We start from the raw sequence: 15,654 nt of genomic DNA, 5'->3' as shown, positions 1-15,654 counted from the left end.
AGAATCGGTTCATGCCTGAACTGCCCGAAGTCGAAACCACCCGCCGCGGCCTGGCGCCGCACCTGCAGGGCCGCCGCGTGCATGGCGTGATCCTGCGCCGCGCCGACCTGCGCTGGCCGATTCCGCCGGAAGTGGCCGAGCTGCTGCCGGGGCAGCGCATCGAGGAGATCCGCCGTCGCGCCAAGTACCTGCTGCTGGATACCGCCATCGGCAGCGCGGTGCTGCACCTGGGCATGTCCGGCAGCCTGCGTGTGCTGCCCGGTGATACGCCGGTACGCGCCCACGACCACGTCGACATCAGCCTGGACAACGGCCGCCTGCTGCGCTTCAACGACCCGCGCCGCTTCGGCAGCCTGCTCTGGCAGCCCGCCGGTGAGATCCATCCGCTGCTGCAGGGGCTGGGCCCGGAGCCGCTGGACGACGCGTTCGACGGCGACTACCTGTTCGCCCGCAGCCGTGGCCGCAGCGCGCCGGTGAAGACCTTCCTGATGGACCAGGCGGTGGTGGTGGGCGTGGGCAACATCTACGCCGCCGAGAGCCTGTTCAAGGCCGGCATCAGCCCGCTGCGCGAGGCCGGCAAGATCTCGCGCGGGCGCTATCAGCGGCTGGCCGACGCGGTGAAGGAAATCCTCGGCTACGCCATCACCCGTGGCGGCACCACGCTGCGCGATTTCATCAGCCCTGACGGCGCACCGGGCTATTTCGAACAGGAACTGCTGGTGTACGGCCGCGACGGGCTGCCCTGCCCGAACTGTGGTCGCGCGCTGAAGCACGCCACCATCGGCCAGCGCGCCAGCGTCTGGTGCAGCCATTGCCAGCGCTGAGCCGGGCGGCCAGCGGCAGCTGAACGGGCAGGGTACGTCTCCGCTGCCCGTTAACGTTTGTCTGCCTATGATGGCCGACCTTCCCTCTGTGCCTGACGCGCCTGCATGCAACGACGCGACTTCATCCGCAATGCCTCCCTCGCCCTGGCTGCATTCGGCCTGCCGTCCCTGCCCGCGTGCGCGGCCAGCAAGAGCGGCCAGATGGGCCTGCGCCGCCTCGGCCAGCCGCAGCCGTTCGACTTCGCCACCCTGAAGGGCCAGGCGCGCGCGCTGGCACAGGCACCCTACAAGAGCCACAAGCGGGTGCTGCCGGGCCGCCTGGAAGGCCTGGACTGGGACCAGTACCAGTCGATCGGCTACCGCCAGGACCATGCGCTGTGGGCTGACCAGCCGGGCAAGTTCCAGGCCAAGTTCTTCCACCTGGGCCTGTACTTCCACTCGCCAGTGCGCATGTTCGACGTGGTCGACGGCAAGGCGCAGGAGCTGGCCTATGACGGCGCGGCGTTCAACTACGGCAAGAGCGGCATCAAGGACGGCGAGCTGCCGGCCGATCTGGGCTTCGCCGGCTTCCGCCTGAACACCCGCAAGGACACCGACCGCGACTTCGCCGCCTTCCTCGGCGCCAGCTACTTCCGCGCGGTCGGCAAGGAAGGCCAGTACGGCCAGTCCGCGCGCGGCCTGGCGATCGACACCGGCATGGGCAAGCCGGAGGAATTCCCGGACTTCATCGCCTACTACCTGGAGCAGCCGTCGGCCGATTCGGAGACGATCGTGGTCTACGGCCTGCTGGATTCGCCCAGCGTGGCCGGTGCCTACCGCTTCGCCATCACCAATGGTGATGTGCTGCTGATGGACATCGACAGCGCGCTGTACCCGCGCAAGGCGATCGAGCGGCTGGGCATCGCCCCGTGCACCAGCATGTACCAGGTGGGCGAGAACGACCGCCGCATGGCATGGGACTGGCGCCCGGAGATCCACGACACCGACGGCCTGTCGCTGTGGACCGGTGCCGGCGAATGGATCTGGCGACCGCTGCTGAATCCGCGCAACCTGCGCTTCAACATGTTCGTCGACCGCAACCCGCGTGGTTTCGGCCTGCTGCAGCGCGACCGCAACTTCGACCACTACCAGGACGACGGCGTGTTCTACGAGAAGCGCCCCTGCCTGTGGGTGGAGCCGAAGGGCGAATGGGGCGAGGGCTCGGTGCAGCTGGTGGAGATTCCCACCGTGGACGAGACCTTCGACAACATCGTGGCGTTCTGGAACCCGAAGGAAAAGCCGCAGCCGGGCCAGGAGCTGCTGGTCGGCTACCGCCTGTACTGGGGCGCCGAGCCGCCGGCACGGCCGCCGCTGGCGCACTGCGTGGCCAGCCGCACCGGCCTGGGCGGCGTGGTCGGCAAGAAGCGCGAGTATTTCAGCTGGCGCTTCGCGGTGGACTTCGAAGGCGGCGAACTGGCCAGGCTGATCGACAAGGGTGAGGTCGAGGCCGTGGTGGAAGCCAGCCGTGGCCGGGTCGAGATCGTGTCGGCGCGCCCGCTGCGCGAGATCAACGGCTACCGCGCGATGTTCGACCTGGTGCCGCCGGAAGGCAGCACCGAGCAGATCGACATCCGCCTGTTCCTGCGCAGTGGCGGCAAGACCCTCACCGAGACCTGGCTGTACCAGTACACCCCGCCGCCGGCAGGTGCGCCGGAGCGCACGCTGTACTGAATGGATGCGGCCCGGTGCCGGCTACATGCCGGCACCGTTGTTTCAAGGCTTGCTGTCGGTGGCGTGCGACTGGGTCGGCACACCCACTTCCACCGTGCCCCGGCGGATCTTCATCCAGGTTTCGTCCTGCCAGCGTTCGTACTGCTTCGGGTCCCAGTACTTCGGGTCGTAGAGGCGATCGGCCTTGATGGTGCGGGAGATTCCGCCGTCCATGTACACGATGTCGACGTTGTTGGACATCGAGCCGACGCGGCTGCCGGTCATCTCGCGGCGCCCCTTTCTGAGCACTTCGGCCATGCGTGGGCGCGCGACTTCGTCACCATACTCGGCGCGCAGCGCGCTTGCCTGCGCGCGCGCCGCATCATGCTGCTCCAGCGGCAGCGTGGCCCAGTACTCGTTGCGCAGCTCGACGAACAACGGATAGCCACGTTCGGCCGCCACCTCCATCCAGGCATAGGCCATGACCGGATTGCGCGGCTGCTCTACCCCGTACCAGTACATCTCGCCGAGGTAGCCCTGGGCAGGCTTGTCCGCATACCGCGCGGCCAGCCGGAAGTTGTCCATCGCGCCGTTGACATCGTTGCGACGCAGCGCGTTGACGCCCCATTGCCGGTACATCATGTCCGGGTGGCTGTCCATGAAACCGGCGCCGATCACCGCCGCATCGTCTTCACCTGACGGGCGCTCGGCCGCGGTGGCCAGCAGGGGCAGCAACAGCAGCGGCAGCAGCAGGAGGGCAGAGCGCATGTCGGACGTCCAGTTCGGCAGCAGGGGAGCCGCAGCCTAGGCGCGACAGCGCGTGCTTGTAAACCGCTGGAGGTCATGGCGCACCGGCGCGCCTGCTACAGCGGCAGCGGCGCCTGCGCCGGATCGATCCGCCCTTCGCCGCGGGTGATCTTCTTGAACTCGGCGCGGCTGACCGACACGTAGCGGTCGTTGCCGCCGATCTCCACCTGCGGGCCGTCCTGCACCGCGTGGCCATGCTCGTCCACACGCACCGTCATCGTCGCCTTCTTGCCGCTGTGGCAGATGGTCTTGATCTCCTGCATCTCATCGGCCCAGGCCAGCAGGTACTGGCTGCCCTCGAACAGCTCGCCGCGGAAGTCGGTGCGCAGACCGTAGCACAGCACCGGAATGCGCAGCTGGTCGACCACTTCGCTGAGCTGCCAGACCTGGGCGCGGGTCAGGAACTGCGCCTCGTCCACCAGCACGCAGCCCATCGGGCCGTTGGCTGCCAGATCCAGCTCGACCCAGCGCTGCAGGTCGGTATCGCGGTCGAAGGCCATGCCGTCCGCGCGCAGGCCGATCCGCGAGGCGACCACGCCGGCGCCGGCACGATCGTCCAGGCGCGGGGTCAGGATCGCCACCCGCATGCCGCGCTCGCGGTAGTTGTGGGCGCTCTGCAGCAGGGTGGTGGTCTTGCCGGCGTTCATCGCCGAATAGTAGAAGTAGAGCTTGGCCATCGACGGATTGTACGCCGCAGCCCCGCTTCGCCGAAGCCGTTCAGCAACCCCACCGGCGGCCCGCTGTGGTCGTCACCCGGCCCCGCTACAATCCCCATCCCATGCACGGTCTCAATCCCCCCCAAGCCGCCGCCGTCCTGCACATCGAAGGTCCATTGCTGGTGCTCGCCGGCGCGGGCAGCGGCAAGACGCGTGTGATCGTGGAAAAGATCGCCCACCTGATCGGTTGCGGCCGCTATCCGGCGCGCCGCATCGCGGCGATCACCTTCACCAACAAGTCGGCCAAGGAAATGCGCGAGCGCGTGGCCAAGCGCCTGCGCGAGCAGGACGCCGACGAGGTGACCATCTGCACCTTCCATGCGCTGGGCCTGAAGTTCCTGCAGATCGAGCACGCGGCCGTTGGCCTGAAGCGCGGCTTCTCGATCTTCGATGCCGACGATGCCGCTGCGCAGATCAAGGACCTGATGTACGGAGCCAAGCCTGATGACATCGAGGACATGAAGAACCTGGTGTCGCGCGCGAAGAACGCCGGCCTGTCGCCCGAACAGGCGATGGCCGCCGCGCGCAGCAATCGCGAGAAGGAAGCGGCCAGCGTCTACGAGCGCTACCAGCTGCGCCTGACCGCGTTCAATGCGGTCGACTTCGATGACCTGATCCGTCTGCCGGTGCAGATCCTGGAAGAAAATCCGGAGATCGCGCTGGCCTGGCGCGAGCGCATCGGCTACCTGCTGGTGGACGAATGCCAGGACACCAACGACGCGCAGTACCGGCTGCTCAAGCAGCTGGCCGGTGACAAGGGCAACTTCACCTGCGTGGGTGACGATGACCAGTCGATCTATGCATGGCGCGGCGCCAATCCGGAAAACCTGCAGCAGATGGGGCGCGACTATCCCAAGCTGGAGATCATCAAGCTGGAGCAGAACTACCGCTGCTCCAACCGCGTGCTGCGCGCGGCCAATGCCCTGATCGCCAACAATCCGCACGAGCACCTGAAGAAGCTGTGGAGTGACCAGGCCGACGGCGAACGCATCCGCGTGTGGGAGTGCCGCAACAGCGAACATGAGGCGGAAAAGGTTGCCGCCGAGATCGCCTTCGTGGCGCAGTCGCGCAATGTGCCGTGGAGTGATTTCTGCATCCTGTTCCGCGGCAACTTCCAGTCGCGTCCGCTGGAAAAGGCGATGCAGCTGCTGCGCATTCCCTACCACCTGACCGGCGGCACCATGTTCCTGGAACGCCAGGAAGTGAAGGACACGCTGGCCTGGCTGCGCCTGCTGGTGAACCCGGACGACGACACCGCGTTCATGCGTGCGGTGCAGTCACCCAAGCGCGACGTCGGTGCCGGCACGCTGGCCAAGCTGGCCGAGCTGGCGCAGGAGAAGGACATGCCGATGGCGCAGGCTGCCGAGGCGATCGGTGCCCTGCAGCAACTGCCCCCGCGCGCGGCCAACAGCCTGGCGCGCTTCACCGACATCCTGCGTGACCTGCGTGCACAGACCCAACAGGTCACTTCCGGCGACATGATCCGCAAGGTCGCCAAGGAATCCGGCCTGCTCAGCGAACTGCGCCAGCAGGCCAAGGAAGAGGCGAGTTACCAGCGCCGTGCCAACAACATCGAGGAACTGGCGCAGTGGTTCGAGGGGGGCCCGCGCGGTGCCACTGCCGCCGACCTGGCCGGCCAGCTGGCGCTGCTGTCGCGCAGCGACAAGGACGAGGGCGGCAACCAGGTGCGCATGATGACCATGCATGCTTCCAAGGGCCTGGAATTCCCGTACGTGTTCATCGTCGGCTGCGAGGATGGCGTGCTGCCGCACCAGGTCAGCCTGGACGAAGGCAATCTGCAGGAAGAGCGCCGCCTGCTGTACGTAGGCATCACCCGCGCCAAGATCCAGCTGTGGATGAGTTACAGCAAGCTGACGCGCAAGTTCGGCGAGCACGTGCGGTTGAAGCCGAGCCGGTTCTTCGAGGAGATTCCGGCCGAGGAGATCCAGCGCGATGGTGCGGATCCGGTGGCCGATGCGGTGCGCAAGAAGGAACGGGCGAGTGCGGGGTTGGCGGCGATCGAGGCGCTGTTCGATTGACCGGCGAACGGCGCAGCCCCTCGTGGCTGGCGTCGTTCGCAGCGCATTCGTGGTGGGCCGGGCGGGTGGGCTGGTCGGGACACGCCGTAAACCCGTCCATGGGGGCTCGGCCGCGGCATCCATGCCGCGGACGGTCCCGACCAGCCCACCCGCCCGGCCTCTGACAGGTTCCGTGCGCGCCAGCCACGGAAAAGAAAAAAGAAAATCAAAAGCAACAGCCGGGGGTTGAGGCAGAATCGGGGTTTCGGCTGGAGGTCTGCGCGTGCATCCAATTGAAAGTGAACGCCTGCGCCTGCGCGCGATTGAACCTGATCGCGATGCGGCGCAGATGCTGGCGCTGTTGAATGATCCGGGCTTCGTGCGCTTCATCGGTGACCGCAACGTGCGCAGTGAAGAACAGGCGCGTGAGTACATCGCGCTGCGGGTGCTGCACAGCTATGCGTTGAATGGGTTCGGCATGTATGCCATCGAGCGGTTGTCCGATGGGGCGTGGCTGGGCAATGCCGGGCTGGTGCGCCGCGATGGCCTGCCGGGGCCGGACATCGGCTACGCGGTGCTGTCTGAATTCGCCGGGCAGGGTTATGCCGGTGAGGCGGCGCGGGCGGTGTTCGCGCATGCGCGCGCTGAGCTGGGCCTGCAGGATCTGTACGGCATCACCGATCTGGACAACGTGGTGTCCGGGAAGATCCTGCTGGGCCTGGGCATGCAGGAGCGCGGGGTGATCCATTTGCCGGGCATCGAAACGCCCAGCCGGCTGTACGCCACCTTGGGTGCGGCTGACGTCGGGTAGTGCCGGCCGATGGCCGGCACAGTAGTAGCTGACGGTGGGTGCCGACCGTTGGTCGGCACGATTCAGATGCAGTGCCGACCAACGGTCGGCACCCACCATCAACCGCGCAGTTCGGCCAGCTGCGCCTGCAGCTCGGCCACGGCCGCTTCCAGCTGGGCCACGCGCTCGGCCAGGCCCGGATCGGCCGCGTCGCTGCCACCGCCGCTGCTGGCGTATTTGGCCGCAAGCGCCGCGCCGTCCACTTCACCGCACAGCAGGTGCATGTAGCGGTCTTCGCGCTGGCCGCTGGCGCGCGGCAGTACTACCAGCAGCGCGCGCTGCTGCAGGCGCTCGATGGCGTGGCGGGCTTCGTCGGCGTCGGCGAAGCGGTGCAGGCGCTCGCTGCGCGTGACCAGTTCGCCCAGGGTCTGCGGCCCACGCAGCAGCAGCATCGCCAGCAGAACGGTCTGCTGCCGGGTCAGGTCCAGCGCGGCCTGCAGGCGGTGCTCGTAACGGTCTGCACGGGAGGAGAAGTGCTGGCGGGCCAGGCCCAGTGTTTCCAGCTGGCGCAGCGCGTGCTGCACGCTGCCGGCATCGACGTTCATCACCGGCTCGCGGGCGGTCTTCTGGTTGGCGGCCGATTGGGCGGCGTTGACCGTCAGCGGATAGGTGTCCGGGGTGGTTGCCTCCTTCTCCACCAGGCAGCCCAGCAGGCGGGCCTGCACGGCGTCGAGCAGGGGGACGTCGGGGGTCTGGGTGGAATCGGTCATGGCGGCCTCCGGAAGGGCAACGGGTCAACCGCCAAGCATAGCCGTCCCGGGACCGCCTTTGCCGGTAAAATGCGCCGGTATATCTGATTGCCGGTGAATCCATGCGTCGTCCCGTTTCCCTGTCCCTGACCCTGCTCGCCACCGCGGCGCTGGGCCTGTCCGCCTGCAAGCGCGTGGATGCGCCTGCCGCTGAAGCCGCTGCCGCACAGGCCCCGGCCGCCGCCAAGGCCGATGGCGGACTTGATGCCACCGCCAACGACAACCTCAACGCGGTGCTGTGGATGCAGCGCGCGCAGGAGTACAAGGCGATCACCGAGCAGACCTACCGTGCTGCCGCCGACCACCTGGATGCGGCGCTGAAGGAAGCCCACTGGGACGCGCTGGTGCCGGAAGAACGCGGCAACGAGGCCAAGGGCCTGAAGCCGGCCGTGGTGCTGGACGTGGACGAGACCGTGCTGGACAACTCGCCCTACCAGGCGCGCCTGGTGCGCGATGGCAAGGAATACGACGAGCTGACCTGGGACCAGTGGGTGGCCGAAAAGAAGGCCAAGGCCATTCCGGGCGTGGTTGATTTCGCCAAGGCCGCCAACGCCAAGGGCGTGACCCTGCTGTACATCTCCAACCGTGCCGTGCACCTGAAGGACGCAACCCTGGCCAACCTGCGCGAGCAGGGCCTGCCGGTGGCCGATGACAGCGTGTTCCTGGGCCTGGGCACCGTGGTCGAAGGCTGCGAGCAGGCCGGCAGCGAGAAGAACTGCCGCCGCCGCCTGGCCGGGCAGAAGTACCGCGTGCTGATGCAGTTCGGCGACCAGCTGGGCGATTTCGTCGAAGTGACCGCCAACACCAACGACGGTCGTGACGCGCTGCTGCAGCAGTACCACGACTGGTTCGGCGAGCGCTGGTGGATGCTGCCGAACCCGACCTACGGCGGCTTCGAGCCGGCGCAGTTCAACAACGACTACAGCCAGTCGCGCCAGGCCCGTCACGACGCCAAGCGCGCTGCGCTGGACTACGCACCGTGAGCCGCGCGCCGCTGCCGCTGCGCGATGACGAGCGCCTGATCTTCGCGCTGGACGTGCCTGACCGCGTGCAGGCGCTGGAGTGGGTCGACCGCCTCGGCGACAGCGTGGCGTTCTACAAGATCGGCATGGAACTGCTCGCCTCCGGCGAGTACTTCCAGGTGTTGGACGAGCTGGCCCGCCGCGACAAGCGCGTGTTCGTCGACCTGAAGTTCTTCGACATCCCGGCCACCGCCGCGGCGGTGATCAAGCGCCTGTCGCAGTGGCCGGTCAGCTACGCCACCATCCACGGCTGGCACCCGGCGATGATGGAAGCCTGCGCCGCCGCCAACAGCAGCGACATGCGCCTGCTGGCGGTGACCGTGCTGACCTCGATGGGCCGCCCGGACCTGGCGCAGATGGGCATCGACCGTGAGCCGGTGGACGTGGTGGTCGAGCGCGCGCTGGCCGCGCAGGCGGCCGGTATCGATGGCGTGATCGCCTCGGGCCAGGAAGCCGGCCCGATCCGCGCCGCTACCGGCGCCGGGTTCTCGATCGTCTGCCCGGGCATCCGCCCCGGTGGCCCGGTCGGCGATGACCAGAAGCGTACCGTTGGCGTGGCCCAGGCCTTTGCCGATGGCGCCGATGCCATCGTGGTCGGTCGCCCGATCCGCCTGGCCGCCGATCCGCAGGCCGCGGCCCGGGCCATCCAGCAGGAAATCGCGTCGGCGTTGGCTATGCGCTGAGATTCCGCTGCGCAGTCTGCAGGCCCGAACGCCATCCCGACCCGCCCGGGATGGCGTTTTTGCATCCGCCGAAGGACCGGTTGTGCCCGAATCGCCGCAAAACCTGCCGTAGATTTCATGGCCCCGGCGCTAGGCATCAGTCTAATCAATAAAATCAATGATTTATATGACACTACGTGAAGTGTTGCCTTAACTTGAGCGGCAGCGTAGGATCGCCGCCATCCGGTCCTCGGACCGGACATGTGCCACAACACTGTCCACCGGCCCTGCGCCGGCTTGAAGAGCCTGTGATCCTCGTGATCCCGGCTCTTTTTTTATTCCGATCAGTGACTTGCACAAGCAACCGCGGAAACCGTGACGTCCCGGCTTGCCGCTGTCACCTCGCAGGCCGCAAGATGCGGACCGGTCCGGGGAGTCCGAGTGCATGAGCGTGGCAGTGCGAGGAAGGTCTGCGCGTGGATGGGGGCTGGCAGTCATGCTGCTGCTGGCCGTGACCGCGTGCCGTGAACCGGCCAACGATCCGGCCAGGCCGGCAGCCGAACCAGTTGCGGCGGTGCAGGCGATGGCCCTGCGCCTGGCCGAGGACGATCTGGTCGGCTATGCAAAGCTGTCGGTTCCACCCAGCCAGTATCAGCGCCTGCAGCAGGCCTGGGCCGAGGGCCACAGCCAGTGGCCGCTGACTGAACTGCCACTGGGTGACCAGCTGCTGCCGATGCTGGCCGCACTGCGCACGCCCAATGCCGGTGCCGAACTGCAACGCAGCTTCGACCGCCAGCTGGCCGGCCAGGCCGGTGCCGTGCGCCAGGCCGCGCAGTCGATGGGCAACTTCGGCGTGCAGTACCTGCGCCACCAGAAGGGCTATACGCCCGGCCAGCAGGCCCATTACATCGCCCTGGTGGAAACCCTCGCCAGCTGGGCGCAGGGCGCGCCGATCAGTGATCGTGCGCGTGCACGCAGCACGATCGCCGCGCTGGTGGGGGCCGCTGGCAAGGTTGGCTTCGACGATGAGGCCGGCCTGCAGGCCGCGGGCATGGAAGGCAGCCTGCAGCAGCTGGCGCCGTTCATCCATACCCTCAAGGCGGTGCTGGGCAGCTACGGGTTGGGCGTGGATGACGCACTGCGCAGCGTGCGCGGTGAACTGCTCTCGGTGGAAGGCGACAATGCGCTGGTACGCCTGCACTACGACCTGGCGGGGCGTGAGATGACCCTGCAGCTGCCGCTGAGCCGCCGCGAGGGCCATTGGTACCTGACCCGCACCCTGGCCGACACCGATGCCCTGCTGCGCAAGGCCGACGCGGCCCGTGCCGCAGCGGCGCCGGCACCGGCCGAGACCCCGCCCGAGGGTGGGGAAGCGGCAACACTGCCGCCTAAGCCATAATGGCGCCGATGTCGAAACAGAACCCGCTGCCGTTCCCCGGCGAAGAATCCCAGTCGACGCCCGCCGATACGGTGCCGGCGTCCCCCTCGACCGGTACCGGCCCGAACCCGGTACCGCCGCCCGCGCACGCGCGTCCGGCTGGCCGCCGCCCGCTGTGGGCTCGCCTGCTCGGCCGTCTGGTCGAACCGTGGCTGTCGCTGAAGATCGAACCGGAAGACCCGGGCCAGTACAACGATGGCCGCCCGGTCATGTACGTGCTGGAGGACTACGGCCTGTCCAATGCGCTGATCCTGGACAAGGCCTGCCGCCAGGCTGGCCTGCCGTCGCCGCTGGTGCCGCTGGCCGGTGACCCGACCGGCCGCAAGCGCGCCTACCTGGCGCTGTCGCGGCGCAGCTCCAGCAACTCGCTGATTCCCGAACAGCGCGGCGCCAAGACCCACTCCGATTCGCTGGCCAAGGTGCTGCAGGCCCATCGCGTGCGCGATGACCTGGACGTGCACCTGGTGCCGGTGTCGATCTTCGTCGGCCGCGCGCCGGACAAGCAGAGCGGCTGGTTCGCCGTGTTGTTCTCGGAAAACTGGGCGCTGGTCGGCCGCTTCCGCCGCTTGCTGGCGGTGCTGCTCAACGGCCGCAGCACCATCGTCCGCTTTGCCCCGCCGATCTCGCTGCGCAGCACCGTGGACGAAGGCCTTGAGCCGGAGCGCACGGTGCGCAAGCTGCAGCGCGTGCTGCGTACCCATTTCCGCCGCATCCGTGAATCGGTGATCGGCCCCGACCTGTCGACGCGGCGCCTGCTGGTCGACCAGGTGCTGGCGGCCGAACCGGTGCGCGAAGCGATCGCCGCACAGGCCAAGCGCGACAATTCGAAGCCGGCCGATGCCTGGAAGAAGGCGCACGCCTACGCCTGGGAAATCGCCGCGGACTATTCCAGCCCGGTGGTGCGCTCGGCCAGCTTCATGCTCAGCCACGTGTGGAACCGCATCTATGCGGGCGTGCTGGTGCACCACCTGGACAAGTTCAAGGCCGCCGCGCCGGGCCACGAAGTGGTCTACGTGCCCAGCCACCGCAGCCACATGGACTACCTGCTGCTGTCCTACCTGCTGTACGACCGTGGCATCGTGCCGCCGCACATCGTGGCCGGCATCAACCTGAACCTGCCGGTGGTCGGCACCCTGCTGCGCAAGGGCGGTGCGTTCTTCATCCGCCGCTCGATCCGTGGCAACGCGCTGTACTCGGCGGTGCTCAGCGAATACGTCGCGCAGCTGGTGGCCGGTGGCTACTCGCTGGAGTACTTCGTCGAAGGCGGCCGCTCGCGTACCGGCCGACTGCTGCAGCCCAAGGGCGGCATGATCTCGATGACGCTGCGCGCGTTCCTGCGCCAGCCGCGCAAGCCGGTGCTGTTCCAGCCCATCTACATTGGCTACGAGAAGCTGATGGAGGGCGGCAGCTACCTGGACGAACTGTCCGGCCGGCCGAAGGAAAAGGAATCGATCTGGTCGCTGCTGTGGGGCATCCCCAAGGTGCTCAAGCAGAACTACGGCCAGGTGGTGGTGAACTTCGGCGAACCTATCGCACTGAACGACGTGCTCGCCGAGAAGGCGCCGGAGTGGAAGGGCGAGGCGGTCTCCGAGGACGAGAAGCCGGCGTGGCTGTCGACCACGGTGGATACGCTGGCCGAACGCATCCAGGTGCGCATCAACGGTGCCGCCGACGTCAACCCGATCAACCTGCTGGCGCTGGCCCTGCTGTCCACGCCGAAGCATGCGATGGGCGAGGCCGACCTGATCGCGCAGATCGAGCTGTGCAAGACCCTGCTGGTCGAGATGCCGTACTCGGACCGGGTGACGGTGACCCCGCACTCGCCGGAGCGGATCATCGCCCATGCCGAGGAAATCAACGTCCTCACCCGCATCAAGCACCCGCTGGGCGACGTGCTCAGCGTCAGCGGCGATACCGCGGTGCTGCTCAGTTACTTCCGCAACAACGTGGTGCACCTGTTCACCGCCTCGTCGTGGGTGGCCTGCTGCTTCCAGAACAACCGCCGCATGAGCCGCACCGGCCTGGTCCAGCTGGGGCGTACGGTATATCCGTTCCTGCAGGCCGAGCTGTTCCTGCCGTGGAGCGAGGACGAGTTCGCCCAGCGCATCGACCGGACCATCGACGTGTTCGTGCGCGAAGGCCTGCTGCAGAACGTCAACGATGACGATGGCGGCATCCTGGCGCGCAACACCGGGCAGACCGACGAGGTGTTCCGCCTGCGTGCGATCGGCCATTCGCTGCAGCAGGCGTTCGAGCGCTATTACATCGCCATCTCGGTGCTGGTGAAGAACGGCCCGGGCGTGCTCGGCGCGGCCGAGCTGGAAAGCCTGTGCCAGCAGGCCGCGCAGCGGCTGAGCCTGCTCTACGCACCGGCGGCACCGGAGTTCTTCGACAAGTCCCTGTTCCGTGGTTTCATCCAGAAGCTGCGCGAGCTGCGCCTGGTGTGGCCGGACGAGAACAGCAAGCTGTTGTTCGACGAACGCCTGGATGCCTGGGCCAAGGATGCCAAGTTCATCCTCGGCCGCGAGCTGCGCCACACCATCGAAAGGGTCAGCCCGGAAGCGGCCCGCCCGGACGAGCCTGCGCCGCAGGATTGAAGGCAGCGCCGGGCGATGCCCGGCGAACGGCATGCCAACCAAGGTTGGCATCTACCGGGGCGAAGCAGTAGATCCACGCCATGCGTGGATGGGCCACCGCTCAGGCCGGTTCGTCGGGAATCTGCAGGCTTTCCAGCTTGGCGATGCAGTCCTTCAGCTGAAGCTTGCGCCGCTTCAGGCGCTTGGCTTCCAGCTCGTCCTCGCCATTGGCGGCCATGCGGGTGATCTGTTCATCCAGCAGGCGGTGCTCGGCGCGCAGGGCGGCGAGGTGCTCGACGATCTCGGCGGGGCTGTAGGTGTCCACAGCCTCCGAGCATACACAGCGATGATGACTGCCGGGAGAGGGGAATTCCGACCCCCGGCCGTGGCCGCTCCGAGCCGTTAGAATGGAACCCATGAGTGCCGTGATTTCCCTTCCCGATCCCCAGCCGCGCGCCGCCCGTGATCCGCGCGTGGCCGAGCGCGAGCAGCACAAGCTGGCCAAGCGCCTGCGCCGCCAGGTCGGCGAGGCGATTGCCGACTTCGGCATGATCGAGGCCGGCGACAAGGTCATGGTCTGCCTGTCCGGCGGCAAGGACAGCTACACCCTGCTGGACGTGCTGCTGCAGCTGCAGAAGAAGGCGCCGGTGCCGTTCGAGCTGGTGGCGGTGAACCTGGACCAGAAGCAGCCGGACTTCCCCGAGCACGTATTGCCGGAATACCTGGCAGGCCTGGGCGTGCCGTACCACATCATCGAGCAGGACACCTATTCGGTGGTCAGCCGGGTCATTCCGGAAGGCAAGACCATGTGTTCGCTGTGCTCGCGGTTGCGTCGTGGCGCGCTGTATAACTACGCCGAGACCCACGGTTTCACCAAGATCGCGCTGGGCCATCACCGTGACGACATGGTGGCCACGTTCTTCATGAACCTGTTCCACCACGCCAAGCTGTCGGGCATGCCGCCGAAGCTGCGCAGCGATGACGGCAAGCACGTGGTGATCCGGCCGCTGGCCTATGTGCGCGAAAGCGACATCGTCGAGTACGCACAGGCACGCCAGTTCCCGATCATTCCCTGCAACCTGTGTGGCAGCCAGGAGAACCTGCAGCGCCGCCAGGTCGGCCTGATGCTGAAGCAGTGGGAAAAGGACCACCCGGGCCGCATCGAGCAGATCGCGCGTGCCATGGGCGAAGTCCGGCCCTCGCAGCTGGCCGACACCACCCTGTTCGACTTCATGGCGCTGGGCCGTCGCGACGACGCGCCGCTGCCCGACGCCCATGCCTGGCTGGCCGGCTCCCCGGCCGACGCCGACGCAGATCCCGAGACGCCCACCGTTTAAGGTCGGTCGCCCTTCCTCTTTGCCATCCGGAATTCCATGTTCTTTCGCAACCTGACGTTCTTCCGTTTCCCGACCACCACCGATTTTTCCGAAGTCGACACCCTGCTGCCGCACGCCCTGCTGAAGCCGGTCGGCGCACTGGAAATGAATTCGCGCGGCTTCATCTCGCCGTTCGGCCGCGAGGAGAAGGAACTGCTCTCCCACCGCATCGCCGAACACCTGTGGCTGACCGTGGGCGGCGAGGACAAGATCCTGCCGGCGGCGGTGGTCAACGACCTGCTCGAGCGCAAGCTGGAGGAGATCGAGGAGAAGGAAGGCCGCCGCCCGGGTGGCCGCGAGCGCAAGCGCATGAAGGACGACCTGCTGCATGAACTGCTGCCGCGCGCCTTCGTGAAGTCCTCGCGCAACGACGCCTTCATCGACCTGCAGCACGGCTACGTGGCGGTGGATACCTCCAGCCGCAAGACCGGTGAGTACTTCATGTCCGACATCCGCGGCCTGCTCGGCAGCTTCCCGGCGATGCCGCTGAATGCCGAAGTCGCACCGCGTTCGATCCTGACCGGCTGGATCGCCGGCGAGCCGCTGCCGACCGGGCTGAGCCTGGGCGAAGAGTGCGAGATGAAGGACCCGGTGGAAGGCGGCGCGGTGGTCAAGTGCCAGCACCAGGAACTGCGCTGCGACGAGATCGACAAGCACCTGGACGCCGGCAAGCAGGTGACCAAGCTGGCGCTGATCTTCGAAGACAACCTGTCCTTCGTCATCGGCGACGACCTGATCGTGCGCAAGCTGAAGTTCCTCGACGGCGCCCTGGACCAGCTGGAGCATGCCGACGAAGACGGCCGCCGCGCCGAGTTCGACGCCCGCTTCGCCCTGCAGAGCGCCGAGATCCGCCGCCTGTTCCTGTTGCTGGAAGAAGCCTTCAAGCTCAGCAAGGCTGACTGAACAGGCAGCCCGACGGCCGCCGGT

General features: G+C 67.4%; 14 protein-coding genes. 10 read left to right on the top strand and 4 right to left on the bottom strand.

All coding sequences use genetic code 11. The features are described from left to right. The first annotated feature begins 11 nt into the window (after positions 1-11). Together mutM and AC5O77_RS05675 are read left to right on the top strand one after the other, a co-directional pair. Positions 12-824 (top strand): bifunctional DNA-formamidopyrimidine glycosylase/DNA-(apurinic or apyrimidinic site) lyase, encoded by an 813-nt coding sequence (gene mutM, locus AC5O77_RS05680; protein WP_049422377.1) that lies wholly within the window; start codon positions 12-14, stop codon positions 822-824. Positions 825-929: 105 nt separating this feature from the next. Beyond that, positions 930-2,534 carry an OpgD/OpgG family glucan biosynthesis protein gene (locus AC5O77_RS05675; RefSeq protein ID WP_012509627.1) on the top strand — a complete coding sequence of 535 codons (1,605 nt, stop codon included), beginning with the start codon at positions 930-932 and terminating at the stop codon, positions 2,532-2,534. 42 nt (positions 2,535-2,576) lie between these two features. Here the strand turns inward: AC5O77_RS05675 and AC5O77_RS05670 are convergent, their stop codons facing one another. Together AC5O77_RS05670 and AC5O77_RS05665 are read right to left on the bottom strand one after the other, a co-directional pair. Further along, positions 2,577-3,281 carry an SEL1-like repeat protein gene (locus tag AC5O77_RS05670; RefSeq protein ID WP_032128680.1) on the bottom strand — a complete coding sequence of 235 codons (705 nt, stop codon included), beginning with the start codon at positions 3,279-3,281 and terminating at the stop codon, positions 2,577-2,579. 95 nt (positions 3,282-3,376) lie between these two features. Continuing rightward, a complete protein-coding gene (locus AC5O77_RS05665) occupies positions 3,377-3,997 on the bottom strand; it encodes a thymidine kinase (RefSeq protein ID WP_478057829.1) in 621 nt (206 codons plus the stop codon). A 101-nt stretch (positions 3,998-4,098) separates the two neighbouring features. Here AC5O77_RS05665 and AC5O77_RS05660 point away from each other — a divergent pair, with 101 nt between their 5' ends. Beyond that, positions 4,099-6,075, top strand: coding sequence for a UvrD-helicase domain-containing protein (locus AC5O77_RS05660; protein ID WP_285303533.1), 1,977 nt, complete (start codon positions 4,099-4,101; stop codon positions 6,073-6,075). A 262-nt stretch (positions 6,076-6,337) separates the two neighbouring features. Further along, positions 6,338-6,865 (top strand): GNAT family N-acetyltransferase, encoded by a 528-nt coding sequence (locus tag AC5O77_RS05655; protein WP_478057828.1) that lies wholly within the window; start codon positions 6,338-6,340, stop codon positions 6,863-6,865. A 98-nt stretch (positions 6,866-6,963) separates the two neighbouring features. Here AC5O77_RS05655 and AC5O77_RS05650 read toward each other — a convergent pair whose 3' ends face one another. Continuing rightward, complete coding sequence (locus AC5O77_RS05650; RefSeq protein ID WP_032128686.1) at positions 6,964-7,614, bottom strand: YceH family protein; 651 nt, start codon at positions 7,612-7,614, stop codon at positions 6,964-6,966. A 101-nt stretch (positions 7,615-7,715) separates the two neighbouring features. Here AC5O77_RS05650 and AC5O77_RS05645 point away from each other — a divergent pair, with 101 nt between their 5' ends. From AC5O77_RS05645 to plsB, 4 genes are all read left to right on the top strand, one after another. Further along, positions 7,716-8,636, top strand: coding sequence for a 5'-nucleotidase, lipoprotein e(P4) family (locus tag AC5O77_RS05645; protein WP_478057827.1), 921 nt, complete (start codon positions 7,716-7,718; stop codon positions 8,634-8,636). Further along, a complete protein-coding gene (gene pyrF / locus AC5O77_RS05640) occupies positions 8,633-9,358 on the top strand; it encodes an orotidine-5'-phosphate decarboxylase (protein ID WP_478057826.1) in 726 nt (241 codons plus the stop codon). The genes AC5O77_RS05645 and pyrF overlap by 4 nt, the downstream gene beginning before the upstream one ends. A 424-nt stretch (positions 9,359-9,782) precedes the next feature. Continuing rightward, positions 9,783-10,736 (top strand): hypothetical protein, encoded by a 954-nt coding sequence (locus AC5O77_RS05635; protein WP_071228638.1) that lies wholly within the window; start codon positions 9,783-9,785, stop codon positions 10,734-10,736. Next, positions 10,736-13,372: a glycerol-3-phosphate 1-O-acyltransferase PlsB gene (gene plsB, locus AC5O77_RS05630; RefSeq protein WP_032128690.1), complete on the top strand. Its 2,637-nt coding sequence runs from the start codon at positions 10,736-10,738 to the stop codon at positions 13,370-13,372. Before AC5O77_RS05635 ends, plsB begins: the two co-directional genes overlap by 1 nt. Positions 13,373-13,472: 100 nt before the next feature. On the opposite strand, the gene AC5O77_RS05625 is transcribed toward plsB, so the two are convergent. Further along, positions 13,473-13,676: a YdcH family protein gene (locus AC5O77_RS05625; protein WP_049461553.1), complete on the bottom strand. Its 204-nt coding sequence runs from the start codon at positions 13,674-13,676 to the stop codon at positions 13,473-13,475. Between the two features lie 91 nt (positions 13,677-13,767). Between AC5O77_RS05625 and ttcA the strand changes: the two genes are divergently transcribed. After that, positions 13,768-14,688 carry a tRNA 2-thiocytidine(32) synthetase TtcA gene (gene ttcA / locus AC5O77_RS05620; protein WP_180843176.1) on the top strand — a complete coding sequence of 307 codons (921 nt, stop codon included), beginning with the start codon at positions 13,768-13,770 and terminating at the stop codon, positions 14,686-14,688. Between the two features lie 36 nt (positions 14,689-14,724). Then, positions 14,725-15,630, top strand: coding sequence for a recombination-associated protein RdgC (locus AC5O77_RS05615; protein ID WP_005411825.1), 906 nt, complete (start codon positions 14,725-14,727; stop codon positions 15,628-15,630). Positions 15,631-15,654: the final 24 nt, after the last annotated feature.

This window comes from Stenotrophomonas sp. INTA L402-1, from assembly GCF_059295135.1.
The sequence above is the reverse complement of the archived record's forward strand: the minus strand, read 5'-3'. Positions and strand labels throughout refer to the sequence as shown.